The sequence below is a fragment of the Erythrobacter sp. S43 genome (assembly GCF_057364955.1).
In genome coordinates this window covers 842,808-865,675 of the sequence record NZ_CP200285.1, presented here as the reverse complement: position 1 = coordinate 865,675, position 22,868 = coordinate 842,808, and the positions used below count along the sequence as shown (strand labels likewise).

Below are 22,868 nucleotides of genomic sequence, written 5' to 3'. Positions count from 1 at the left end.
CAACCGTAGCCTAGCGGGGCAATCCGTCAATCCATGGCGAAATGAAACTTGATTGACGTTACGGCACACAGACAATCGCATTTCTGTGCTTGCAGGGCGGGGGCAAGTGCCCATAACGTAAGCGTCAAGTGAGAGATCAATTCAGAGGAGAGTCGGCAGCTATGTCCGATCTAGACGCCTTCCGCGAAGAAACCCGTGCCTGGCTTGAGGCCAACTGCCCGCCAGAGATGCGCCAGCCTGTGCGCGACGATAGCGATGTGTATTGGGGCGGTCGCAACGCGACATTCAAGAGCGATGCGCAAAAGGCTTGGTTCGAGGCCGCGCGGGACAAAGGCTACACCGTTCCAAGCTGGCCGAAGGAATATGGCGGCGCGGGTCTGAACCCTGCCGAAGCCAAAATCCTGCGTCAGGAAATGAGCCGGATCGGCGCGCGCCCACCTCTTTCAAGCTTCGGCATCTGGATGCTTGGCCCGGCACTTCTGCATTTCGGCACCGAAGGCCAGAAGCAGCGTTTCCTCAATGAAATCGCCCGCGGCGAAATCCGCTGGTGTCAGGGATATTCGGAGCCGGGCAGCGGCTCCGACCTCGTCTCGCTTCAGACATATGGTGACGACACGGGCGATCACTGGGTGGTCAATGGCCAGAAGGTCTGGACCTCCTATGCTGACAAAGCTGACTGGATTTTCTGCCTCGTCCGCACCGACAAGGAAAACAAATATCAGGGTATCAGTTTCATCCTGATCGACATGGCGACCGAGGGTTGTTCAACCAAACCGATCAAGCTGATCAGCGGCAACTCGCCTTTCTGCGAGACCTTCCTCGAAGATGTGAAGGTGCCCAAATCCTATGGCGAAGACATCCCTGCGCAGGTGGGTGAGGTCAATCGCGGATGGGACGTCGCGAAATACCTGCTCGGCCATGAGCGTGAGATGATCTCCGGCATGGGCGGTGGCGAACGCACCGCAGCCATTGGCACGGCGATGAAGCGCCATGCAGGCAAAACCGGTGACGAGCTTGATCCGATCCTGCGCAGCGAACTTGCACTTTTCGATGTCGATGCACTGGCTTTCACCGCGATGGCCGAACGCTTCATGGACGAAATGAAAGCGGGCAAAGGCCACCCGGCGCAACCGAACATGATGAAATATGTCGGCACCGAGCTTAACAAGCGTCGTCACGAATTGATGATGAGCGCAGGCGGTTCGCGCAGCCTTGAATGGGAAAGCGAAGAGACGCGCGGCGGCAAGGCTCCGCGTGACTGGCTCCGTACCAAGGCGAACTCGATCGAGGGCGGCACCAGCGAGGTCATGCTCAACGTGATCTCGAAACGCATTCTCGATCTGCCGGGCGCGTAAGACAAACAATAACGTCATCCCGGCAAGAGCTGGGATCTCGGGCGACAAAGCACTGCGCTTACGGCCCTAGACCCCGGCTTCCGCTGGGGTGACGACGGGAGGAAAAACTAAATGCCCCTATTTCATAATGAAGATCAGGCCATGCTGGCCGACAGTGCCAGCGGCTTCATGGCCGAAGAAGGCAATATCCAGAAACAGCTGCGCCATTGGCGTGACCGCGATTGCCCCGATGGCTTCGGGCACGCGCTATGGAAGCAAATGGCCGAAATGGGCTTCACCGGCATGCTCGTCGCCGAAGATGACGGCGGGCTTGGCATGGGCCATGTCGAGGCCGGCATCGTGCTGGAAGAGATCGGTCGCAATCTGACGCCGTCTCCGTTTCTGACCTCCTCGGTTTTGGCCGCAACCGCGCTGGGCCACGGCAGCAAAGATATCAAAGGCCGCTATCTTCCCGGCCTGATCGAAGGTGAGAGCGTGTTTGCCGTGGCGATTGATGAAACCGCCAAACACCGCCCCGGCCGCATCACCACCCGCGCCGAGAAATCTGGCAACGGCTTCAAGCTAACCGGCTCCAAGAGCTTCGTCATTCAGGGCGCAAGCTCGGACATGATCGTGGTGGCCGCGCGCACCAGCGGCGACGACAATGATGATGAGGGCATCACTCTGTTTGCCGTGCCGAAAGACGCCGCGAATATGACGCAGGATCCGGTTCGACTGGTCGACAGCTCGATGGCCTCGCATATCAAATTTGACGGGGTAGAGCTCGATGGCGATGCCGTGATCGGCGAAGTTGATGGCGGTCGCGAAATTTTGAACGCCATGCTCACCGCTGGGCGCATTGGCGCGGCTGCCGAGGGTGTCGGTGTGGCGCGCGGTGCGATGGACATGACCGTCGATTATCTCAAGCAGCGCAAGCAATTCGGCAAACTGATCGGCGAGTTTCAGGGTCTCCAGCACCGCGCCAGCCACCTCTATTCCGAAGTGGAAGTCGCCCGTTCTGTTGTGATCAAGGCGCAGCAATTGCTGGACGGCGGCAGCGAAACCGCAGAGCTGATGAGTTCGGTCGCAAAGGCCAAGGTTGCCAAAGCGGCCGGGCTTGCAGTGAAGGAAGGCGTGCAGATGCACGGCGGCATCGGCATGACCGACGAGTACGATATCGGCTTCTACATGAAGCGCGATCGCGCGCTGCAGGAGTTTCTGGGCGATGCCTATTTCCACGCGAACCGCGTTGCAGATCTTAGCGGGTATTAAGAGGTTCGGCCCGGCAAGGCCGGGTCGCAAGGCCGACCGGCCGGCGGCCGGTTAGGCCGCCCCTCGGAGGCAAACGCCGCAGGCGTTTTTGCCGTGAGAGAAAAGGAAGAAATAATGGATATTCAATCACTTTTTGGCCTTGATGGTCGTATTGCTCTCGTCACTGGCGGTTCGCGCGGAATCGGCAAAATGTTCGTCGAAGGCTTGCTCGCCGCAGGCTGCGAGCGGGTCTATATTTCGGCGCGCAAGGTCGAGCAGATGGACGAAACCATCGCTGAATTCGGCGAAGACAAGGTGATCGGTATCCCCGCTGATCTTTCGCAAATGGACGGCATCCAAACACTGGCTGACGAGATGGCGAAGCGAGAGGACAAGCTTGATATCCTGATCAACAATGCTGGCGCGGCGTGGGGTCAGGATTACCTCGAATTCAGTGAGGCAGGTTGGCACCGCACCATGGACCTGAACGTGAAGACACCGTTCTTCCTGACACAGAAGTTGCACGACCTGCTGGTCGCAGGCGGCAAAAGCGGTCACATGGCCAAAGTGATCCATGTTTCCTCGATCGATGGCCTGCGCATCAACCCATGGGAAACCTACCCGTATCAGGCATCCAAAGCCGCGGTCATCCAGCTGACCCGCCGGATGGCCGCACGCCTGATCCGCGACAATATCGTGGTGACCTCTATCGCACCGGGCGCTTTTGCATCCGAGATGAACAAAGCGGCGAAGAACGCGCCCGATGCTTCGGCAGCGATGATCCCGTCAAAGCGGATTGGCACGCCCGAAGACATGGCGGCGGCGGCAATCTATCTGTGCGGTCGCGGCGGGGATTACGTCGTCGGCGACACGATTGCAGTCGATGGCGGCATCGTAAACGCCTCTCTGCCGGGCATGTTCAACGATCCGGCGGGCTGAGCTTAACCACACGCGTTTAGGGCGCGAGATCCCGCGCAGAGACAGGCGGGAGCGCCCGAAAACCGCCGAATCGGTTGATTTTTGGCTGCATTGCTGCACTCTCATCTCTCCTCAATGGGGAGAGGAGCAGCCAATGGAAGAACTTCGCAGAGACACCTTGTTCGTCGCGCTTACGCGGCCGCAGATGTTTGCGGGTGTCACGTACACCTTCTTCATTATCAATACGCTGATCGCGGTTGAGCTGTTTTTGATCTTTCGCGCATGGTGGGTTTTGCTGATCGCGGCGGCGATCCACGGCATCGGAGTGCTCGCCTGCCTGCATGAACCGCGCATCTTCGATCTGTGGCTGACGCGGGTGCAGCGCTGCCCCAGAGTGAAGAATTATGGATTGTGGAAATGCAATTCCTACCGCCCCTAAGCCGTGATCCCAAAGCCGCGAGCAAGGAGGCACCCGCCGGGGTGCACTTGCCCTATGCGCGCCATCTGGATGATGTGACAATCGAAACACGCGACGGCTTGCTGATGCAGGTGATCCGCGTCGATGGCTTGCTGTTTGAGACAGCGGATAGCGATGAGCTGAATTATCGGGCGGGGCTGCGCGATGCGATGCTGCGTTCATTGGGCTCTTCGCGTTTCGCGATCTATCATCATGTGGTCCGCAGACGAGCAGAAGCGTCGCTTAGCCGCGTAACAGCGGACGAGTTTTCCGCACGGTTGGATGAGCAGTGGCAGGACCGGCTGGGTTCGAAGCAGCTGTTCGTGAATGACCTATTCATCACCATTGTGCGCCGCCCGCTGCAAGGGCGCGTGGGGATGGTTGACCGTGTGCGCGGCTGGTTTGCACGGCAATCGGGATCGAAGGCCAATCACCTCGCATCTGAGAAACATGCGCTGAATCGCGCGCGTGAGGCTTTGATGGCGTCGCTCAGCTCGTATGCGCCGCAATTGCTCGGCACCTATGAGACGAAGCATGGCGAGCGTTCCGAGCTGCTCGAATTCGTGTCTTGCCTGTTCAACGCGGATATGTCGCCTGTCGCTGTGCCGCATGGCGATCTGGGTCATTACATCCCCAAACGCCGGATCAGCTTTGGTCAGGACTGCATCGAGTTCGGGCCGACCGGTCAGCTGCCGCGTCGCTTTGCCGCGCTGGTTTCGATCAAGGATTATCCCGGCGCGACATTCCCTGGCATGTTTGACGAGCTGTACCGTCTGCCATTCGAACTGCACGTGACACAGAGCTTTGCGATGGTGGAACGCGGGCAAGCGCTGGGTCAAATGAACCTTGCGCTGCGGCGGATGAAATCGGTCGAGGATGAGGCCGTCTCACTGCGCGACGAATTGTCGGTGGCGAAGGACGAAGTTGCCGCAGGCCGCGCCGGTTTTGGCGAGCATCACACCACTATCGCCATTCATGCCGAAGACCTGTCAGAGCTCGAGGATCACGTCGCCGAGGTTATCGCGATTCTTGCCGATATCGGCATCAACGCGGTGCGCGAAGACATTGCGCTGGAAACGACATTCTGGGCGCAGTTCCCGGGCAATTTCCGCTACATCTCGCGAAGCGGACTGGTGTCGACGACCAACTTTGCCGGGCTTGCCAGCCTGCACAATTTCCCCGTTGGCAAGGCGCAGGGCAACCATTGGGGCGACGCGGTCACTCTGTTCGAGACGACGGCGGCAGGCCCGTATTTCTTCAATTTCCATCAGCAGGATCTGGGCAACTTCACTGTAATTGGCCCGTCGGGCTCAGGCAAAACCGTGGTTCTCAACTTCCTTCTGGCACAGGCGCGCCGGTTTGATCCGCGCATCATCTTCTTTGACAAGGACCGCGGGGCAGAGCTGTTTATCCGTGCGATTGGCGGCCAGTATGATCGCCTGCGCCCAGGCAAAGGATCGGGTCTCAACCCGCTCCAGTTGGAAGACACCCCAGAGAACCGCCAGTTCCTCACCGATTGGCTGCAACTCCTAGCAGGCGATGCGCAACCTGGTGATGCCGATTTGATCCACGATGCGATCGAGACCAATTTCCAGCAGCCCAAGTCGAAACGGCGGTTGCGTTTTCTGGTCGAGCTGTTTCGGGGCGGGGCGCGGCCCAGCGCGGATGATCTCTACGCGCGGCTCAAACCATGGTGGGGCGATGGTGACCGCGCGTGGTTGTTCGACAACGCCAAGGATCTGACCGACCTTTCCGCCGAGACGGTTGGCTTCGATATGACAGCTATTCTGGACGATCCCGAAGCGCGCACGCCAGCCATGTTCTATTTCTTCCACCGCGTCGAGCAGCGGCTCGACGGTACGCCGTCGTTGATTGTGATCGACGAGGGATGGAAGGCACTCGACGATGAAGTCTTTGTGCGCCGGATCAAGGATTGGGAAAAGACAATCCGGAAACGCAACGGCGTGGTCGGTTTTGCAACCCAAAGCGCGCAAGATGCGCTGGATAGCCAGATTTCCAGCGCGATTATCGAGCAAGCCGCGACGCAGATCTTTATGATCAATCCCAAGGCGCGGGCAGAAGACTACATCAACGGATTTGGCCTATCGCGCCACGAATTCGAGCTGGTGCGTACGCTCCCTGACACCTCGCATTGCTTCCTGATCAAACATGGCCGGGACAGCGTGGTCGCGCGGCTCGACCTTTCAGGCGAAACCGAGCTGCTCACGATCCTTTCGGGCCGCGAAAGCACCGTGCGCATCTTTGATGAGTTGATCGAGACGATGGGCGATGATCCGGCGGTGTGGCTGCCGGTTCTGTTGGAAAGGGCTGCTTGATGTCTGCCTGCCCCCCGATTGTAACAGGAAACGACTTTCTTGAGCGTGCGCTGACACACATCGATTGTCAGGCGCAGGTAATCGGCTCGTACGGCTACGTGGCACTGGGGCAGCCGGGTTCGGTCGCGTCCATGGTCGTGACGGGGCTGCTGACTTTGTTCGTGGCATTTTTCGGCATTCGCCTGTTGTTCGGCCCGCCTCCGGGCGCGCGCGATGTTGTGTTCGATGTGCTGAAGATCGGCATCGTTTTGGCACTGGCGTTCTCATGGCCTGCGTTCCGCACGGTCATTTACGAGGTCACATTGAAGGGCCCCGCTGAGGTCGCAAGTGTGATCCAGACGAGCAGCGCGAATGGCGCACCTGCCGATTTCACAGAACGTTTGCAGAAGGTCGATGCCGATCTGTTGCAGCTGACCGAGCTGGGTGCCGGTCGCAATGAAGAGCAATTCGTTGGCGGGCAGAACCCTTCGGTCAATCTGGCCGGGACAAGCCTGCAGGATGAAAATGCGTTTGGATCGGCGCGCTTGTTCTACCTCTCCAGCGTGATGGGCAGCCTTGCACTGCTGCGGATTGCCGCAGGCCTGCTGCTGGCGCTCGCGCCAATTGTGGCGGGCCTCTACTTCTTCAACCAGTCGCGCGGGATATTCGCCGGATGGCTGAAAGGTCTGGTCCTGACCATAGCTGGCTCCATAGGGGCCACGATCATTTTGACCGTGCAATTGGCGGTGGTGGAACCTTGGCTCGCCGATGCGATAAGATTGCGCGGGTCTGACTTCGCGCTCCCTTCGGCGCCCACCGAGATTTTCGCCATCATGCTCGCCTTCGCCATCGTGCAGATCGCGATGCTGTGGCTGCTGGCCAAAGTGGTTTTTTATCGTGGCTGGCTGACATTGCCGGATATGCCGCAATTGCGCCCCGCCAGCGCATTCGGGCAGCCCGCCTTGGTAGGCCCTTCCGAACGTTCGAGCGAGACGGTGGTGCGCGCCGAGCGGGTCAGCAATTCCATCGAGAACTCGATCCGGCGCGAGCAGGTCAATGTCAGCAGTCAGATCGACAACAGAACATCAAATATTCACACCAACACGTCTTCGCCCACGGCACAGCAGGCTAGTGAGCCGCCGCGTCTTGGCTCCACATATCGCCGCACCGCGCTGCGCACATCGCGGGTCGCCAGGCTTCGGGATAGAATGTCATGAATTACGAACCCGATCAGGATTTCGAACTGGACGAACGTCCCGTGTCCTCAAGCTGGCACCAAAGTGTGACCAGCGATCTGGAGCAGTCAAACAAACGCGCATGGATGGTGGCTGCGGCCGCCGGTGTGATCGCGGTGTTGCTCGCGATTGCGCTGGTTATCCTGTTGCCGCTGAAAGAGCGCGAGCCCTACACCCTGCTCGTCGACAGGCAGACGGGCAATGTCGAAGCGCTTTCGCCCACCGGCACCAGCGAGGTCACGCCGGATGAATCGCTCGTCCGCTCGTTCCTCGTCCAATACGTGAACGCGCGGGAGAGCTACGCCACGGCGAATGTGCAGGACGATTACCGCAAAGTATCGCTCTTCTCCGCTCCGGACGTTCGCAAGGAATACGCGGCGCAGATGGACGCGGATAATCCGTCAAGTCCGGTCTCCCGACTGCCACGCGGAGCGGTGGTGCGGACCGAGGTGAAGAGCGTCTCGCCGCTGGATGATAACGAGGCTTTGGTGCGTTTCACAACCATGCGCACCAACGGCGGTTTCTTCGGCTCCACGCCGCAGCATTGGGTGGCAGTTATCAGTTACGACTTCACCAATGCCGAGATGAGCGAGGCGGACCGCTTCATCAATCCACTCGGATTTCAAGTGACAAGCTATCGCCGCGATGCAGAGACCCTGCCGGGTGACACCGTGACCGACACGATTGGCGATGCACCACCGATTATGGAGGTGCCACCGGCGATCACCTCTGGCCCGCCGGAGACTACGCCGAGCGAAACCCCGCAGGAGGGGGACGAAGACGGCGATACGACTGAAACTCCGCCAGCTCCGGAGATGCAATGATCCGTCTGGCCGCCTTTGCCTTTGTCCTAGGATGCGCGGTGCCTGCGCTGGCGCAGGTTACGCCTGTGCCCTCACCTGAGACACCGCGGGTCCAGACCGCGCAATGGGTCGATAATCAGCCGATCAAACTGATGGCTTTGCCTGAAACGGCGATCACCGTGATGCTGGAACCGGGCGAAAAGATCACGCGGGCGACCATAACGGGCAGCGCCCTGTGGGATGTCAAAGTCTCTCGCGAGGATGATACGTTCCAGATATCTCCGCGTGCCGGAGCCCAGCCGTCCAACCTCTACGTCGAAACCGACAAGCGCTCATACGATTTTGATCTGGAAGTCGGGGAAGGGCTGATGGCGGCCTATCTCGTGCGGCTGGAATACGGAGCGAATGCGCCAGTCGCAGTAGCACCGCAGCCCAAACCCGAGCAGGAGACCTTCGCCAATCTCGATTGGTCATATCGCTTGAAAGGGGACCGCACGGTTCGCCCTCTTTCGATCCGCGACAATGGCACCAAAACCGTGATCACTTACGCACCCGAACAGCCGTTGCCTGCGGTGTTCGCGATAGGTGCGACGGGCGATGAAGAGGTCGTCGATGGCTACATGCGCGGTGACGCTTTCGTGATTGACCGCGTGCATGCCGAGCTGGTTTTCCGCATCGACAAGGAAAAGGCGACCGCGCGCCGCAACAAACAGCGCGATGTTCCGGCAGGAGGTGCGCGATGAGCGACACATCTGATCCGCTCGATCTCGGCATGGATGAGGTTAAGGACGTGCGCCCTGTTGTGCCGACTGGCGGCAACAGCAACTGGACGCTCTACGCCTTTGTCGGCCTGCTGATCGTGGGCGGGGCGGTGCTGTTTAGCGCACTCAATTCCGCGCGTGAGGCGCAGGAAGGGTCCGGGCTGACCCGGGGCGCAGGCGGAGCTGGGGAGCGTATCGTCTCACCAGAGCCGTTGGACATTCCCGGAGGTGGCTTTGGTGGTTCGCCGTTTATCGCGCCTGAAGCGCGCGGCATCGGACGGGCAAGCACGGTGCCTGCATTCCCATTGCCCACGGTCCAGGATCAGCCGCCAGTGCGCGTGGCCCGGACGCAGACCATACCGTCTGAAATACCAATAACCCTGCCTCCACCGCCAACACCGCAATTCCTTCCACCACCTCCCATGCCTCAACCTCCGGTGCCCGAGCCAACGCGCGAGCCAGCACGCGCGCAAGTTGTGTACGAAAACCGCACAGAAGACACGGGCGCGGACGCGATCCTTGAAGCTCTGGACAAAGGCGAGCGTGCCCCGCGTGTGCAGGCAGGCCGCTTAGAGAACCCTACGCTTACCATTCCACAAGGGACGGTTATTCCGGCGGTTCTGGAAACCGCGCTTGATTCCACACAAGGCGGCGGAGTGAGGGCGCTCGTTCAGCGCAGCATTCGGGGATTTGATGGGAAGCAAATCCTGATCCCGCGCGGAAGCCGCCTTTACGGTGAGTACAAGGCCGATCTGAAACGCGGGCAGAACCGTGCGCTGGTGCAGTGGACTCGGCTGATCCGTCCTGATGGCGTGACGGTCGCACTCAACTCTCCGTCTTCCGACCCGCTCGGCCGTGCAGGGGTGAAGGGCAAAGTTGATAGCAAGTTCTTCCAGCGCTTCGGCAACGCTCTGCTGCAATCTGTGCTGGATGTCGGCGTGGGCCTGGCAGTGAATTCGGCCAGCGATGGCGTGGTTGTCGCGCTCCCTACCGGAACCCAAAGCGTCCAGATCACCGATCAGAACGCGATCCTTCCGACGCTCAAAGTCAAGCACGGCACCAGCGTTTCGGTTTTCGTCGCGCGAGATCTTGATTTCTCGAGCGTCGACGGATGAGCACCGCGCCCGTCGGATACTATCTCGACAGCTTTCTGGCGCCGCTAGCGCCCGTTCTGGCGCGCGAGGATGTGACCGATATCTGGATCAACCGCCCGGGCGAGCTTTGGATTGAGGCGCTGGGTGGCGGGATTGAGCGGGTGGCCGAGCCGAGCCTTGATGAAAAGCTTCTTGAGCGGCTCGCCAAACAGATCGCCGCGCATTCCTCGCAAGGGGTGAGCCGTGAACAGCCACTCTTGGCCGCTACATTGCCTGACGGCTCGCGCGTCCAAGTGGTCGCTCCGCCAGCGACACGCGGTGGCCATGCTTTTGCCATTCGCAAGCACGTATCGGCCAAGCTCTCGCTCGGGGATTGGGAAGATGCGGACGCTTTTGAACATGCCGACACGGAAGCGCATATTCACCACGGAGAGCGCGAATATCGCTCGCTGAAAGGGCGCGAGGCGGCTCAGTATTTGCGGAGCGCCGTGAAGGAGCGCCGAAACATTCTGGTTTCCGGCGGTACATCGACCGGCAAGACGACCTTCCTCAATTCGTTGCTGGCAGAAGTGCCGTTGGATGAACGCCTGATCCTGATCGAGGATACCGCCGAGCTGCAACTTGAGCACGAAAACGCTGTCGGGTTGATCGCCGCGCGGGGCGATTTGAGTGAGGCGTTGCTTACGGCAGAGGATCTGCTTATCGCTGCCCTGCGCATGCGGCCCGACAGGATAATTCTGGGCGAACTGCGCGGCGTCGAGGCCTTCACCTTCTTGCGCGCGGTCAACACCGGCCACCCCGGCTCGATGACCACGATCCACGCTGACACGCCGCAGCGTGCGATCGAGCAATTGGCGCTGCTAGTGCTGCAAGCAGGCTCCAAACTCGCTCGCGACGACGTGCGCCATTATGTGCGCGAGAGCGTGGATGTGTTCGTCCAACTGGAACGCCGTGCCGGCAAACGCCGCGTCGCGCAAGTGCTGGTGGCCGAGTAATGGGCTATCAACGCGACTTGTTCCAACCCTCACCTGCGAAGCCAATAGAGTCCTCCGTTGGCTGGATGGAGAATGTGCTGTTCGGGCAAGTGGCGCTCACTCTTTGCGTGCTCGCTGTGGCCTTTATCGGCGCTTTGATGCTCACAGGCAGATTGCCCGTAAAGCGCGGTTTGATGGTGGTGATCGGGTGCTTCGTCCTGCTAGGCGCGCCCTTGATCGCAGCAGGAGTGATGCGAGCGGCGACGGGGTAGGGATTGCTGATGCGCCTACGAAGAAACTAGGCTGGGATCACATTCCTAATGGAGCCCTTTTTCCCCTGCCGCGAACGCCGTCACCGACAAACATAGGCGGATCATCGGTGCTTCCAGCAAGGTATCCGAGCCATTGGCGGTTCCAGAGTACGCTGCTGACGAAAGGGTCTTCGTCAAGCTGTTCGGGATAATGGTGTGAGATTGAGATTGGATAATAGACCTTGCGGCAATCCATTGCTTCGCGCCGCAATCCATTGGGATCGAGTGGACACCACGCCTCTTCCTCTTCATTCGCCACCCACGTTACGCCGTTGTGGAAGCAGGACAGGGCGCGGTACTGCGCAGGGATCACAACTTCTCCGTTTTCGTTTCGCAGACCCCAAAGGTCGTTTTCACTGAAAAACTCCAGGCCGCCTGAGCAATTGAGGTCATGGCGAAACCAGCTTGGCTGTTCATCGGCCTCCTCGATACCATTCCCAAAGGCGTCAATCACGCGAGCTTCGCGCCCGCTTCCAATCCGGAATTGGTCTTTCCCTGATGAACCAATCCCTTCGCTCTGCAGCTTGAATGTGAACTCGCCTTGGCGATTGATAATGCCCCATTTCCCATCCAGCCGAACCGCAGTGTGATCACCTTCGAATAATAGCGTATTTTCGAAGCCGTCGGGATCGCCGATGACTTTGCCATTGGACATAACGAAGAAGTAACGGCCTTCGCGGCGCGCCGAGAAGACCTCCGGGCATTGATCAGCTTTATAGTAGAGTTTGTCGAAAAGGCCTGAGGATTGCCCGTCGGGTCCGACAAATTCGACCTTGTCGCCCTGGAGCAGGAGCGTCAGTCCTCCCGCGCATCGAGCGATCACTTCGCCTTCTCGCTGGTCAGGGATTAAGCGACCGTCGGCATCGACGCTGAACCACTTTTCGCCATCTTTGACGCGGGGCAGCTGGCCATCGGATGGTCGTTCCACGTCGTCAAAGAAGCGACCGGCGAGCAATTCGCCATTCCCCCTGACCAGTCCTGTCCTCGGGTCCAGTTTTTGGCCGGTCGCGCTGTACGGTTTGGTTTCAAACGCGACACCGTATTCTCCATGCCATGAAGATAGATGGAAGAAGCGGGCTGGCACGACGAGGCGTCCATCCCGATCAACCGCTCCACGCCTCTTTGCGTCAAACCGCTGTTCGGGCGGGATGGTATCATCTGGCAGCGTCTCTACGATTGCCCGTCCATCGGACAGCCTCTGCACATGGCCATAGCGCGGAGTGACCTGCCAAGTGCCGTCTGACCGCAAAAGGCCCCATGTGTCGCGACGCTTCTCATCAGGTTGGCTGGCCCAGACCAAGCCGCGCCTGGGATCATCGAACATGGAAAATCTGAAATTCTGGTCGGTCAGCCAGCCAGCTTCGCGGTGAAATACACCCAAAGAGGCGCCGAACGGGAACGAGAGTGGGCCAAGTGCTTGGAGGTTCACATCGGGGCCAATGATCGATGGACGATCTTGTCCTTGCGGGATCGCGATGAAACTATCGCCAGAGAACAGAAAAATCCGATCAAATTTGGCAGGGATTACTAGGCTACCGGTTCGGTCAATTATGCCCGATGCGCCATTGATCCGCACCTCGGCATAGGCTCCGCTGAAAGGACCGGCATTCTCAAAGGTGGGCGCGATCACGGTCTTTCCGGTTGCATCGATGTAGCCATACAGGCCGTCGATCCGGACAGCGGCGAGACCTTCGCTGAAAGCTCTCGCGACTTCGAAACGACGCTCGATGGCGACTTCTTTGCTCTCGACATCGACGTAGCCGCAAAGGCGGAAGGGGCCAGAACAGGAAGGACGAAGCGTGGGGTCATCCTCACTCGCCAGCGCGAGCGTGTTCCATCCCAAGAGCAGGATAAGGCAAGCAATGATCCGAGAGGCTATGAGCTTTCGCATTTACCCAGTTTGGGCATAGGTCGCCTCAAATTACCAGCGCATGAATTGTGCGGGCTCACCCCATCAATTCCCGCACAAACGGGATCAGGCCGGTCTGCCGCGTGCGTTTCATCCGTTCGGCGTGAAGGATCTCGCGGACTTTTGAAAAGCACTCATCCACGTCGTCATTGACCACGACATAGTCATATTCGGCCCAGTGGCTGATCTCGGCGCGGGCGCGGTCCATGCGATCATCGATAACATCGGCGCTGTCCTGCGCGCGGCTTTCCAAACGGCGACGAAGCTCGGTCAGACTGGGCGGCAGGATGAAGACGCTGACCGCGTCCTGCTGGTCCTTTTGATAAAGCTGCTGCGTCCCCTGCCAATCAATGTCGAACAGGAAATCACGGCCCTCTTTCAAGCCCTGCCGAATATATCCCTTAGGCGTACCATAGAGGTTTCCGAACACCTCGGCCCACTCGTAAAACTGGTCCCGATCGACCATGGCGCGGAACTTCTCTTCGCTGATGAAGTGATAGTCGATCCCGTCGACTTCGCCGGCGCGTGGGGGGCGAGTGGTCGCAGAGACGGACAGCTCGATCTCGTCATCGGCGGTCAACAGACGGCGTGAAATGGTCGTCTTGCCCGCGCCCGAGGGCGAGGAAAGGATGAACAGCATCCCGCGCCGTGCGAGTTTGTCGAGTGAGGTGTCTTGGTCGCCCATATGCCCCGTTGCCGCAAAGCCCGTTAAGAAATCAAGGGGCGGTGTGCCGAATTCTACCCAGCTTCATCCTCAGCTTCGGCCAATTGCCGCGCCTTGCCGCGATCATACAGCGCCTTGAGAACCAAGCCGCCAGCGACCACGGCCAGTCCGGCGGTGGAGCGCGCCGCCAGCTTGCTTGCGCCATAGAGCGCGACGCTGGTCAAAACGGTACGGCCATCCATGGACTCGCGCGCTTTATCGGGATCGTATTTTGATACGACCATCCGTTTGTGCAGCGTATCGTGGAACAGCTGGCCCGCATTGCGCAGAACAATATCGCCCAGTATCCGCTTCGGGTCGGCCTTCGCGTGCGTTTCGTCTTTGGTGTTGCTCATGCAGTCACCCGCTGGGACGGCGCCCGGATTACTTTTTGCGACCGAAATCGACCGTTACGACGTTGGAGCCGTCGCTGGTGTCTTCTGCGACCTCTTCGCCGCCTTCGCTAGCGTCATTTTCGGCATCTTCATGCTCTTCGGGTTGCATTTCATCAGATGACGCCTGGAATTGCAGGCCGAAATCGACCGCGGGATCAACGAATGCCGTGATCGCAGCGAAAGGAATGACCAGCTTTGCCGGAATGCCATTGAACGAAAGCCCGACCGAAAATCCGTCTTCTTCGACCTCAAGGTCCCAGAACTTGTTCTGGAGCACAATGGTCATTTCATCCGGAAAACGCTCGGTCAGATGCGCGGGGATCGAAACGCCCTGCGCACCGGTTTTGAAGGTGATGTAGAAGTGATGATTGCCCGGCAGCTCGCTGCCGCCTTGCTGGATTTCTCCGAGCACCCGGCCGACCACAGCGCGAAGCGCTTCCTGAACGATCTCGTCATACGGGATCAGGCTATCGGGGGTATCTTCACTCATGGCGTTTAAACGGTGACGAGGTGTGCGGCGCGGGTCAAGCCTTTCATGCACTTGGTGCGATTGAAGCTGGGGAGATGCTTGCACCTTCGCTCGGGGCGCTTATAGCGCGAAGCCATGACTGACACTGCCCCCACCACGGCGCGGACCGGCTCGGTCCAGCGCAAAACCGCCGAGACGCAGATTGACATCGCCGTCAATCTCGATGGCACCGGCGCCTATGAGGTTTCTACCGGCATCGGTTTTCTCGATCATATGGTGGAGCAGTTTTCGAAGCATTCGCTGATTGACGTGCAAATGAAGGTCGTGGGCGACCTGCATGTGGACCAGCACCACACGACGGAAGATTCCGCGATTGCGCTGGGTCAGGCTCTGTCTGAAGCGCTGGGTGATAAGGCGGGCATTGGCCGCTATGGCAGCGCGTACTCGCCGATGGACGAGACGCTGAGCCGCGTGGCGCTTGATATATCGGGCCGCCCTTATTGCGTCTGGAAGGCCGCTTTCACTCAGGAGAAGCTGGGTGAGTGGGACACAGAGCTGATCCGCCACTGGTTTGAGTCCGTGGCGCAGTCTGCGGGACTGACGCTGCATATCGAGCTGCTTTACGGCGAGAACAACCACCACATTTGCGAGAGCATTTACAAGGGCTTCGCCCGTGCGATGCGAATTGCGGTGGAGCGTGATCCCCGCAAGGGTAGCGCCATTCCGAGCACGAAAGGGCAGCTCGGTGGGTGAAGTGGTGGCCCTCGTCGATTACGGCGCGGGCAATCTGCATTCGGTTCACAATGCGTTGAAGGCGGTCGGGGCGAATGTCTCGGTGACCGCTGACCCCAATGTCGTGCGCGCGGCGGACAGGATTGTCCTGCCCGGCGTGGGTTCGTTCAAGGCCTGTGCCGAAGGGCTGAACGCGATTCCCGGCATGGTCGAGGCCATGACCGAGCGCGTGCATGTCGGCGGCGCACCCTTCTTGGGCATTTGTGTGGGTATGCAGCTTCTTGCCACGCGCGGTTTGGAGCACGGCGAAACGCCGGGGCTCGATTGGATTGAAGGCGAAGTGCGGCTGATCCAACCAAGCGATCCGGCGATCAAAGTGCCGCATATGGGCTGGAACGATGTCGCCATGATGCCGCATGCGAAAGATCATGCCGTAATTGAGACGGGTGAGGCATACTTCCTCCATTCGTACCACTTCGCAGCGGAGAACCCGGCTGATGTCGCCGCGATGACCGATCATGGAGAAGGTCTTGTTGCGGCGGTTGCGCGGAACAATGTCGTGGGTGTTCAGTATCACCCTGAGAAAAGCCAGGCCTATGGCTTGGCGACCCTTGAACGCTTTCTGGAGTGGGCGCCCTAATGTCTGGATGTGCCAAGCCACCCGCGCCCTCCACCCTTGCACCCGGAGCCTACCGGGAGACCATCCGGGTGGAAGGGTGGAGGGCGCGGGTGGCCGGGCCTATGGAGCAAGACACATGATCGTATTTCCGGCAATTGACCTCAAGAACGGGGAAGTCGTGCGGCTAGCCGAGGGCGATATGGACCGCGCCACCGTCTATGGTGACAACCCGGCCGAACAGGCGATGATCTTCGCCGAGGCTGGCGCACAGCACCTGCATGTCGTCGATCTCGATGGCAGCTTTGCAGGTGAAGGCCGCAACGCCGAAGCGGTCAAAGCGATCATCGAACGTTTCCCCGGCTATGTGCAGCTTGGCGGCGGAATCCGCGACGCGAAGACGGTCGAAAACTGGTTCAACCTGGGCGTGGCGCGCGTGGTGATGGGATCAGCAGCGCTGAAAGACCCTGAATTCGTCAAAGACATGGCCCGCGAATGGGAAGGCGGCATTGTCGTTGCCGTTGATGCGAAGGACGGCATGGTGGCGACCGAGGGCTGGGCCGAAGTGTCCGATGTGCCCGTGGTCGACCTCGCCCGCCGTTTCGAGGATGCCGGTGTCGCGTCGCTGCTGTTCACCGATATTGGCCGCGATGGCTTGCTCAAAGGCGTGAATATCGATGCGACGGTCGAACTTGCTCAGCGTGTCGACATCCCCGTCATCGCCAGCGGCGGCGTGAAGGGCATCGCCGACATCCACATCCTCTCGATCCGCGCGCATGAGGGCATCGAAGGCGTGATCACCGGTCGTGCGCTCTATGAGGGCAAGCTGGACCTGGCCGCTGCCATTGAAATGGCGACGCGGGAATAGCTCGATGGTTCGCCTCATCGGTTTCCTATTCCTTGGCCTCGCATTCTTGGCGGGCATCACCCTTGGCTCGCTTGAAATCGCGCTGGTGAATGTCGTTGTCTTTCTTCTCCTCGCCCTCATGCTCGTAAAAGTGCTGGAGCCGCGCTTTGGCAATGCGGGGCTGGTATACGGCATGGCAGGCGCGTTCTTTGTGAGTGTGACGTGGCCGGTCGTTCTGCTGATCCTGCATGGTGGGCCTGAATGCGAGGGTGCCGACTGTGAAGTCACAGTTACCTTTTTTCGGAGCCGCAAACATGACCGTCCGTATCCGTGTCATCCCCTGTCTGGACGTCGCCGATGGGCGCGTGGTGAAGGGCGTCAACTTCGTCGATCTCAAGGATGCTGGCGATCCGGTTGAGCAGGCGCGGGCCTATGATGCTGCGGGGGCAGATGAGCTTTGCTTCCTCGACATCTCCGCTACGCATGAAGGGCGCGGGACGCTGCTCGATATCGTCAAGCGCACCGCCGAAGTGTGCTTCATGCCGCTGACTGTGGGTGGCGGGGTCGCGAGCGTCGAAGATGCGCGCGCGCTGTTGCTGGCGGGCGCGGACAAGGTCGCGGTCAACAGCGCGGCGGTGAAGCGGCCCGAAGTGGTGCGCGAGATCGCCGAGAAATTTGGCAGCCAGTGCATTGTCGCCAGCGTCGATGCGCGGCGCACCGAGGCCGGGAATTGGGAAATCTTCACCCATGGCGGTCGCAAGCCGACAGGGATCGACGCGCTCGAACACGCGAAGAAGCTCGCCGATCTGGGCGCAGGCGAATTGCTGGTCACCAGCATGGATGGCGACGGGACCAAAGCGGGATACGATCTGGAACTCACCCGTGCGATTGCCGACGCGGTGAATATTCCGGTTGTCGCGAGCGGCGGTGTAGGCACGCTTGATCACCTTGTCGAAGGCGTAACCGAGGGGCACGCGAGCGCGGTTCTGGCCGCATCCATCTTCCACTTCGGCGAGCACACTATTGCGGAGGCGCACAAGGCCCTCCGAGACGCGGGCTTGCCTGCGCGCGGGGTTTGAGCGAAACCGCGCGCATGACCACGCTTGAACGCCTCGAACAGACCATCGCCGCACGCCGCGCGGCCTCTCCAGACACGTCCTATGTCGCGAAATTGAACGCCAAGGGCTTACCCAAGATCGCGCAGAAAGTGGGCGAAGAGGCAACCGAGGCGGTGATCGCGGCGGTTTCGGGAAGCAATGAGGAGTTGGTGGGCGAGAGTGCTGACTTGCTGTTCCACCTGCTCGTCCTGCTCAACGCGAAAGGCGTGAGCCTTGACCATGTGCTCGCCGAGCTGGACCGGCGAGAGGGGCTCTCCGGGCTCGAAGAGAAAGCATCACGAACGGAGTAAACTCATGCCGATCGATCCGACGCTTCCCTATGACGACAACAACATCTTCGCGAAGATCCTGCGCGGGGAAATCCCGTCTAACAAAGTCTACGAGGACGAATGGGCCTACGCCTTTGAAGACATCAATCCGCAGGCCGAGATTCACACGCTGGTGATCCCCAAGGGCAAATATGTCAGCTGGGATGATTTCAGCGCCAAGGCATCGGATGAAGAAATCGGCGGATTTGTGCGGGCGGTGGGTGAAGTCGCGCGGATGAAAGGGCTGGTGGAGCCCGGATACCGCCTGATGGCCAATATCGGCGCGCATGGCGGGCAGGAAGTGCCGCATCTGCACGTCCATATCTTCGGCGGACAACCTCTCGGCCCGATGATTATGCGGCGCTAAACACCATCCACCGCGCACCGGACTCGTTCCACCGCCATTCAGGCTGAAATCGCAAATGCTGCTGGAATGCCTGATTCCGCTGCGCTAATCACACTTCCGATGGTTAAGCCCAACACCCCCGGCGGCGTTTTCGATGGCTCGCGGCACCTCTATGCGGTGCGCGTCTATTACGAGGACACCGACCTTTCCGGCATCACCTACCACGCCAATTACCTGCGCTGGTTTGAGCGGGCGCGCAGCGATCTGTTGCGCATGCTCGACATTGATCAACGCGCCGCCATCGAGAGCGGCGAGGGCGCTTATGCGCTGTCTGAGGTGAACCTGAAGTATCTGCGCCCGGCCAAACTGGACGATGATGTGGTGATCGAAACCACTTGCATCGAGATTGGCGCGGCCTCGTGCCGGATGCATCAGATCGCGCGCCGTGATGAAGAGATATTGTGCGAAGCTAGTCTGCGGGTCGGCTTTATCAGCCTAGACGGCCGTCCGCGTCGCCAACCCCAAGAATGGCGCACCGCTTTCAGAACTTTCATGGACAATGAGAACGCATGACTTTCCCGATTGAATTGATGGCCGCCGCCGCCGCCGCCCCGACACGGCTCGACCCCCTCGAGCTGTTTCTGGATGCCGATATCGTTGTGCAGCTGGTGATGATCGGTCTGGTGCTCGCCAGCATCTGGACCTGGACGATCATTGTGTCCTTCGCGCTGCGCGTGGGCGGTTTGGACAAGAAATCACGCTCTTACGAAAGCGAGTTTTGGCAGACCAAGGACCGCGAGGGGATGCTGACCAAGGAAGTGCGCGGCGGCGTGCCCTCCGCGCGGGTCGCTGGCGCTGGTATCGACGAATGGAAGCGTTCCAAGGCGGGCTCCAAGATTGACAAGGACGCCGCGCGTCAGCGGATCGCGGCAGCGATGGAAAGCCAAGTCGCGTACGAGGCTGATGAGCTAGCCGACCGACTGGGCTTTCTCGCTACGACTGGCTCTGTCGCTCCGTTTGTGGGCCTGTTCGGCACCGTTTGGGGCATCATGAACAGCTTCTTCCAGATCGGTGCGCAGGAAAGCTCTTCGCTTGCTGTGGTCGCTCCGGGTATCTCGGAGGCGCTGTTCGCGACCGCCATCGGTCTGTTTGCGGCTATCCCAGCAGTGATCGCGTACAACCGCTTTTCGGGCCGCGTGAACCGGTACGAGGCCAAGTTGCAGCGCTTCGCCGACAAGGTGCACGCAGGCCTAAGCCGCGAGTTGGACAAGGCCTGATGGGGGCGCAATTGGCCTCTGGTTCCCGTCGAAAGGGCCGTGGATCGCGCCGCGCGCCAATGGCGGAGATCAACGTCACGCCGTTTGTGGACGTGATGCTGGTGTTGTTGATCATCTTCATGGTCACCGCACCGTTGCTCGCCGTGGGTGTGCCAATTGAACTGCCCGAAAGCCGCGCCGAACCGGTCAATCAGGAGCCGGATCAGGTCACAATATCGCTCAACGCAGATGGGGTGATCTTTATCGACAACACGCAGGTGCCCGTGGGCGGTTTTCCTGCCGCATTGGCCGAAATCGACTGCGCAGGCGCTGTTGACCAACCACTGATCACGTTTCGCGGTGACAAGGCGGTGGACTACGGCAGGACGATGGCTGTTCTCGGTGAATTGAACCGCGCAGGCTGCACCTCGATCTCGCTGGTCACCAGCGGTTCAGTTTCCGAGCAATAGCTCCGGTGGTGTAATGGGAGAAGCGACTGCATTTCGTGGTTCTGACCAAGCCGGCCTCGCGGTGGCGATTGTGCTGCACGCGGCCTTGGCGGGGCTGCTGGTGATGCAGATCAACTGGGGCGGAGACCGTCCCGTGGCGGATAGCGGCGCGATGACCGTCAGTCTTGCCAGCGAAGTCAGCCTTGAATCCACTGCGCCTGACCCCGTGGCAGAAGCGCGCGCTGCCACCGCGTCAACACTTGGCGAGGAGCCGCCTGAAGAAACCAGCGAACGAGAGCCGGACACGCGTCAGGACGAACCGGTCACGCCGACGCCGCGCTCTACCCGCGCGCCGAACACGCGCGAGACGCCGACACCGCGCACTCCGCCAAGTTCAGCACCATCACGCACACCGCCGAGCAATCCGGGCGGCCAACGGTTTGATGATGCTTTTCCCGGTCCGGGCAACAGCCCTACGAGCCAGGACACCCGCATCCCAGCAAGCCAGATCGGTGCGAGCGCGCGCGCCTCCATCCAATCTCAGATGATTAGAGAATTGCGGCCACACTGGCGCGGCAAAGCGCCAACTGGCGCCGATGCAGATCAGCTTGTTACAGTCGTGTCGTTCAGGCTGAACCCCGATGGCTCGTTGAATGGCAGCCCAAGGGTGGTGCGCCAGACTGGTGTGACTGCCGCGAATGAATCACAAAAGGGGCGCCATGCGGAGATTGCCCTGCGCGCAGTGCGCCTCGCTGCTCCGTTTGACCTACCTGAAGAGTATTACAACGCTTGGCGCTCGGTTCGCGCGCTCAGTTTTGATAGGAACCTAGGACGATGAGAACGATCCCGTTTGTACTGGCCCTTTTTGCGGTGCCCGCGGCGGCGCAAAACCAGGATCTCGGCGAGGCGCAATCACAAGGCGCTGATGTCGAAACCACCGAAATTGCGGGCGCAAATGACGAAGACGAGGACGGCGGTCTTGTCTTCACCGTTACCGATGACGTTGACTATTCCGATGTTGGCATCGCAATCCCGGCCTTTGCCACTGATGCAAATCGTCCCACGCCGGCCAATGCCAATGGGACCACAGCACTCGGCGGAGAGATCGCACGGGTGATTACTGCGAACCTTCGCAATAATGGCCTCTTCAAACCGGTTGGCCCGGACAGTCTGCCGAAGCCCGCTTTTGCTCAAATTCCTAGTCCTACCTATTCCACATGGAGCGGGCGCGGGGCGGAGATGCTGGTGCAGGGCTATGTCCGCGCCCGGGGAGACGGCAAGCTGGTCGTAGGCTGCTACCTTTATGACGTCGCACTTCAAAGCCAACTCATAAAGGAAGGCTGGGTAGTCCAGGCGAAGGACTGGCGTCGCTCGGCGCACAAATGCTCTGACCTGATCTATGCGCGCCTGACTGGTGAGAACCCGTTCTTCGACAGCCGCATTGCGTATATCGCCGAGACAGGGCCGAAGGATAAGCGGGTCAAACGTCTTGCCATTATGGACAGCGATGGGGCGAACCACCGCTTTATCACATTGGGCAGCGCCACGGCACTTACGCCGCGTTATTCGCCCGATTACAAGGACATCCTGTACCTGTCCTATGTCGATGGGAACCCGCGCATTTACGTCTATAACATCGATAGCGGGCGTCAGACGTTGGTAACCGAAAACCGCAATCCGACCCTCGCGCCGCGCTGGTCACCTGACGGCCGATACATCCTCTATTCGATGTCGGTTGCAGGGAATACGGACATTTACCGCGTGCGCGCGACCGGCGGACAAAGCGAAAAGCTGACTTCGACACCGGGGATCGACATCGCCGGTTCTTACTCGCCTGATGGCTCCAAGATCGTGTTCGAAAGCGACCGGTCGGGTTCGCAGCAATGCTATGTGATGAATGCTGACGGCAGCAACCAGCGCCGCATCAGCTTCTTCGGAGGACGCTGCGCCACGCCGGAATGGAGCCCTCGCGGGGACCAGATCGCCTTCACGCGCATTGCCGGCAACTTCAATATTGCCGTCATGACGCCATCGGGAGGGAACCTGCGCGTGCTGACCGGTGGCTGGCAGGATGAAGCCCCGACTTGGGCCCCAAACGGCCGGATCATCCAATTCTTCCGCACGGCCCGCAATTCGGGCAAATCGAACCTGTGGCAGGTCGATCTGACCGGTCGCAACGAACGCCGCCTGCCTACGCCGGTTGACGCATCAGACCCCGCCTGGGGCCCGATCCGTGACTAACCCTGTCAAACAGACTACGCTTGCCC

At 60.0% G+C, this 22,868-nt stretch carries 27 protein-coding genes; 22 read left to right on the top strand and 5 right to left on the bottom strand.

Features of this window, described 5'->3' with window-relative positions:
- The first annotated feature begins 161 nt into the window (after positions 1-161).
- From AC0V6K_RS04235 to AC0V6K_RS04185, 11 genes are all read left to right on the top strand, one after another.
- Positions 162-1,355, top strand: coding sequence for an acyl-CoA dehydrogenase family protein (locus AC0V6K_RS04235; RefSeq protein WP_472625108.1), 1,194 nt, complete (start codon positions 162-164; stop codon positions 1,353-1,355).
- Between the two features lie 111 nt (positions 1,356-1,466).
- Entirely contained in the window at positions 1,467-2,606 is a 1,140-nt protein-coding gene (locus AC0V6K_RS04230; protein ID WP_472625106.1) for an acyl-CoA dehydrogenase family protein, read from the top strand.
- A gap of 114 nt (positions 2,607-2,720) precedes the next feature.
- Positions 2,721-3,524 (top strand): SDR family oxidoreductase, encoded by an 804-nt coding sequence (locus AC0V6K_RS04225; protein ID WP_472625104.1) that lies wholly within the window; start codon positions 2,721-2,723, stop codon positions 3,522-3,524.
- Between the two features lie 133 nt (positions 3,525-3,657).
- Positions 3,658-3,942 carry a VirB3 family type IV secretion system protein gene (locus tag AC0V6K_RS04220; protein WP_472625102.1) on the top strand — a complete coding sequence of 95 codons (285 nt, stop codon included), beginning with the start codon at positions 3,658-3,660 and terminating at the stop codon, positions 3,940-3,942.
- Entirely contained in the window at positions 3,921-6,296 is a 2,376-nt protein-coding gene (locus AC0V6K_RS04215; RefSeq protein WP_472625100.1) for a VirB4 family type IV secretion/conjugal transfer ATPase, read from the top strand. The genes AC0V6K_RS04220 and AC0V6K_RS04215 overlap by 22 nt, the downstream gene beginning before the upstream one ends.
- Positions 6,296-7,492, top strand: a complete 1,197-nt coding sequence (locus tag AC0V6K_RS04210; protein ID WP_472625098.1) for a type IV secretion system protein — start codon at positions 6,296-6,298, stop codon at positions 7,490-7,492. The genes AC0V6K_RS04215 and AC0V6K_RS04210 overlap by 1 nt, the downstream gene beginning before the upstream one ends.
- A complete protein-coding gene (locus tag AC0V6K_RS04205) occupies positions 7,489-8,334 on the top strand; it encodes a VirB8 family type IV secretion system protein (protein WP_472625096.1) in 846 nt (281 codons plus the stop codon). Before AC0V6K_RS04210 ends, AC0V6K_RS04205 begins: the two co-directional genes overlap by 4 nt.
- A complete protein-coding gene (locus AC0V6K_RS04200) occupies positions 8,331-9,056 on the top strand; it encodes a TrbG/VirB9 family P-type conjugative transfer protein (protein WP_472625094.1) in 726 nt (241 codons plus the stop codon). The genes AC0V6K_RS04205 and AC0V6K_RS04200 overlap by 4 nt, the downstream gene beginning before the upstream one ends.
- The gene (locus AC0V6K_RS04195; protein WP_472625092.1) at positions 9,053-10,189 is read left to right on the top strand and encodes a TraB/TrbI/VirB10 family type IV secretion system protein; all 1,137 of its coding nucleotides are present in this window, start codon (positions 9,053-9,055) and stop codon (positions 10,187-10,189) included. Before AC0V6K_RS04200 ends, AC0V6K_RS04195 begins: the two co-directional genes overlap by 4 nt.
- A complete protein-coding gene (gene virB11 / locus AC0V6K_RS04190) occupies positions 10,186-11,163 on the top strand; it encodes a P-type DNA transfer ATPase VirB11 (RefSeq protein ID WP_472625090.1) in 978 nt (325 codons plus the stop codon). Before AC0V6K_RS04195 ends, virB11 begins: the two co-directional genes overlap by 4 nt.
- The gene (locus AC0V6K_RS04185) at positions 11,163-11,414 is read left to right on the top strand and encodes a TrbC/VirB2 family protein (RefSeq protein ID WP_472625088.1); all 252 of its coding nucleotides are present in this window, start codon (positions 11,163-11,165) and stop codon (positions 11,412-11,414) included. Before virB11 ends, AC0V6K_RS04185 begins: the two co-directional genes overlap by 1 nt.
- A 37-nt stretch (positions 11,415-11,451) precedes the next feature.
- Here the strand turns inward: AC0V6K_RS04185 and AC0V6K_RS04180 are convergent, their stop codons facing one another.
- The 4 genes from AC0V6K_RS04180 to AC0V6K_RS04165 are packed head-to-tail and all read right to left on the bottom strand — an operon-like array spanning position 11,452 to position 14,950.
- Complete coding sequence (locus AC0V6K_RS04180) at positions 11,452-13,344, bottom strand: WG repeat-containing protein (RefSeq protein ID WP_472625086.1); 1,893 nt, start codon at positions 13,342-13,344, stop codon at positions 11,452-11,454.
- Positions 13,345-13,399: 55 nt separating this feature from the next.
- Positions 13,400-14,047, bottom strand: coding sequence for a guanylate kinase (gene gmk / locus AC0V6K_RS04175; RefSeq protein ID WP_472625084.1), 648 nt, complete (start codon positions 14,045-14,047; stop codon positions 13,400-13,402).
- A gap of 53 nt (positions 14,048-14,100) precedes the next feature.
- Complete coding sequence (locus AC0V6K_RS04170; protein ID WP_472625082.1) at positions 14,101-14,421, bottom strand: hypothetical protein; 321 nt, start codon at positions 14,419-14,421, stop codon at positions 14,101-14,103.
- Between the two features lie 28 nt (positions 14,422-14,449).
- On the bottom strand, positions 14,450-14,950 hold the full coding sequence (locus AC0V6K_RS04165; RefSeq protein WP_472625080.1) for an SspB family protein: 501 nt from the start codon (positions 14,948-14,950) through the stop codon (positions 14,450-14,452).
- 114 nt (positions 14,951-15,064) lie between these two features.
- Here AC0V6K_RS04165 and hisB point away from each other — a divergent pair, with 114 nt between their 5' ends.
- From hisB to hisA, 3 genes are all read left to right on the top strand, one after another.
- Entirely contained in the window at positions 15,065-15,682 is a 618-nt protein-coding gene (hisB, locus tag AC0V6K_RS04160; RefSeq protein WP_472625079.1) for an imidazoleglycerol-phosphate dehydratase HisB, read from the top strand.
- Positions 15,675-16,301 (top strand): imidazole glycerol phosphate synthase subunit HisH, encoded by a 627-nt coding sequence (gene hisH, locus AC0V6K_RS04155; protein ID WP_472625077.1) that lies wholly within the window; start codon positions 15,675-15,677, stop codon positions 16,299-16,301. The genes hisB and hisH overlap by 8 nt, the downstream gene beginning before the upstream one ends.
- 115 nt (positions 16,302-16,416) lie before the next feature.
- A complete protein-coding gene (hisA, locus tag AC0V6K_RS04150) occupies positions 16,417-17,145 on the top strand; it encodes a 1-(5-phosphoribosyl)-5-[(5-phosphoribosylamino)methylideneamino]imidazole-4-carboxamide isomerase (protein ID WP_472625075.1) in 729 nt (242 codons plus the stop codon).
- 25 nt (positions 17,146-17,170) lie between these two features.
- Here the strand turns inward: hisA and AC0V6K_RS04145 are convergent, their stop codons facing one another.
- Positions 17,171-17,461 (bottom strand): hypothetical protein, encoded by a 291-nt coding sequence (locus AC0V6K_RS04145; RefSeq protein ID WP_486172560.1) that lies wholly within the window; start codon positions 17,459-17,461, stop codon positions 17,171-17,173.
- Between AC0V6K_RS04145 and hisF the strand changes: the two genes are divergently transcribed.
- The 8 genes from hisF to tolB all read left to right on the top strand — a co-directional run bounded on the left by hisF (position 17,439) and on the right by tolB (position 22,842).
- Entirely contained in the window at positions 17,439-18,203 is a 765-nt protein-coding gene (gene hisF, locus AC0V6K_RS04140) for an imidazole glycerol phosphate synthase subunit HisF (RefSeq protein WP_472625071.1), read from the top strand. The two genes, AC0V6K_RS04145 and hisF, sit on opposite strands and share 23 nt — an antisense overlap.
- 14 nt (positions 18,204-18,217) lie before the next feature.
- Positions 18,218-18,532 (top strand): phosphoribosyl-ATP diphosphatase, encoded by a 315-nt coding sequence (locus AC0V6K_RS04135; RefSeq protein WP_472625069.1) that lies wholly within the window; start codon positions 18,218-18,220, stop codon positions 18,530-18,532.
- Positions 18,533-18,536: 4 nt separating this feature from the next.
- Positions 18,537-18,917 (top strand): histidine triad nucleotide-binding protein, encoded by a 381-nt coding sequence (locus AC0V6K_RS04130; protein ID WP_472625067.1) that lies wholly within the window; start codon positions 18,537-18,539, stop codon positions 18,915-18,917.
- Between the two features lie 99 nt (positions 18,918-19,016).
- The gene (locus tag AC0V6K_RS04125; protein ID WP_472626018.1) at positions 19,017-19,469 is read left to right on the top strand and encodes a YbgC/FadM family acyl-CoA thioesterase; all 453 of its coding nucleotides are present in this window, start codon (positions 19,017-19,019) and stop codon (positions 19,467-19,469) included.
- Complete coding sequence (gene tolQ / locus AC0V6K_RS04120) at positions 19,466-20,173, top strand: protein TolQ (RefSeq protein WP_472625065.1); 708 nt, start codon at positions 19,466-19,468, stop codon at positions 20,171-20,173. The genes AC0V6K_RS04125 and tolQ overlap by 4 nt, the downstream gene beginning before the upstream one ends.
- A gap of 59 nt (positions 20,174-20,232) precedes the next feature.
- Complete coding sequence (locus AC0V6K_RS04115) at positions 20,233-20,622, top strand: ExbD/TolR family protein (RefSeq protein ID WP_472625063.1); 390 nt, start codon at positions 20,233-20,235, stop codon at positions 20,620-20,622.
- Positions 20,623-20,635: 13 nt separating this feature from the next.
- Positions 20,636-21,439 carry an energy transducer TonB gene (locus AC0V6K_RS04110; protein WP_472625061.1) on the top strand — a complete coding sequence of 268 codons (804 nt, stop codon included), beginning with the start codon at positions 20,636-20,638 and terminating at the stop codon, positions 21,437-21,439.
- On the top strand, positions 21,436-22,842 hold the full coding sequence (tolB, locus tag AC0V6K_RS04105) for a Tol-Pal system beta propeller repeat protein TolB (RefSeq protein WP_472625059.1): 1,407 nt from the start codon (positions 21,436-21,438) through the stop codon (positions 22,840-22,842). Before AC0V6K_RS04110 ends, tolB begins: the two co-directional genes overlap by 4 nt.
- Positions 22,843-22,868 lie beyond the last annotated feature (26 nt).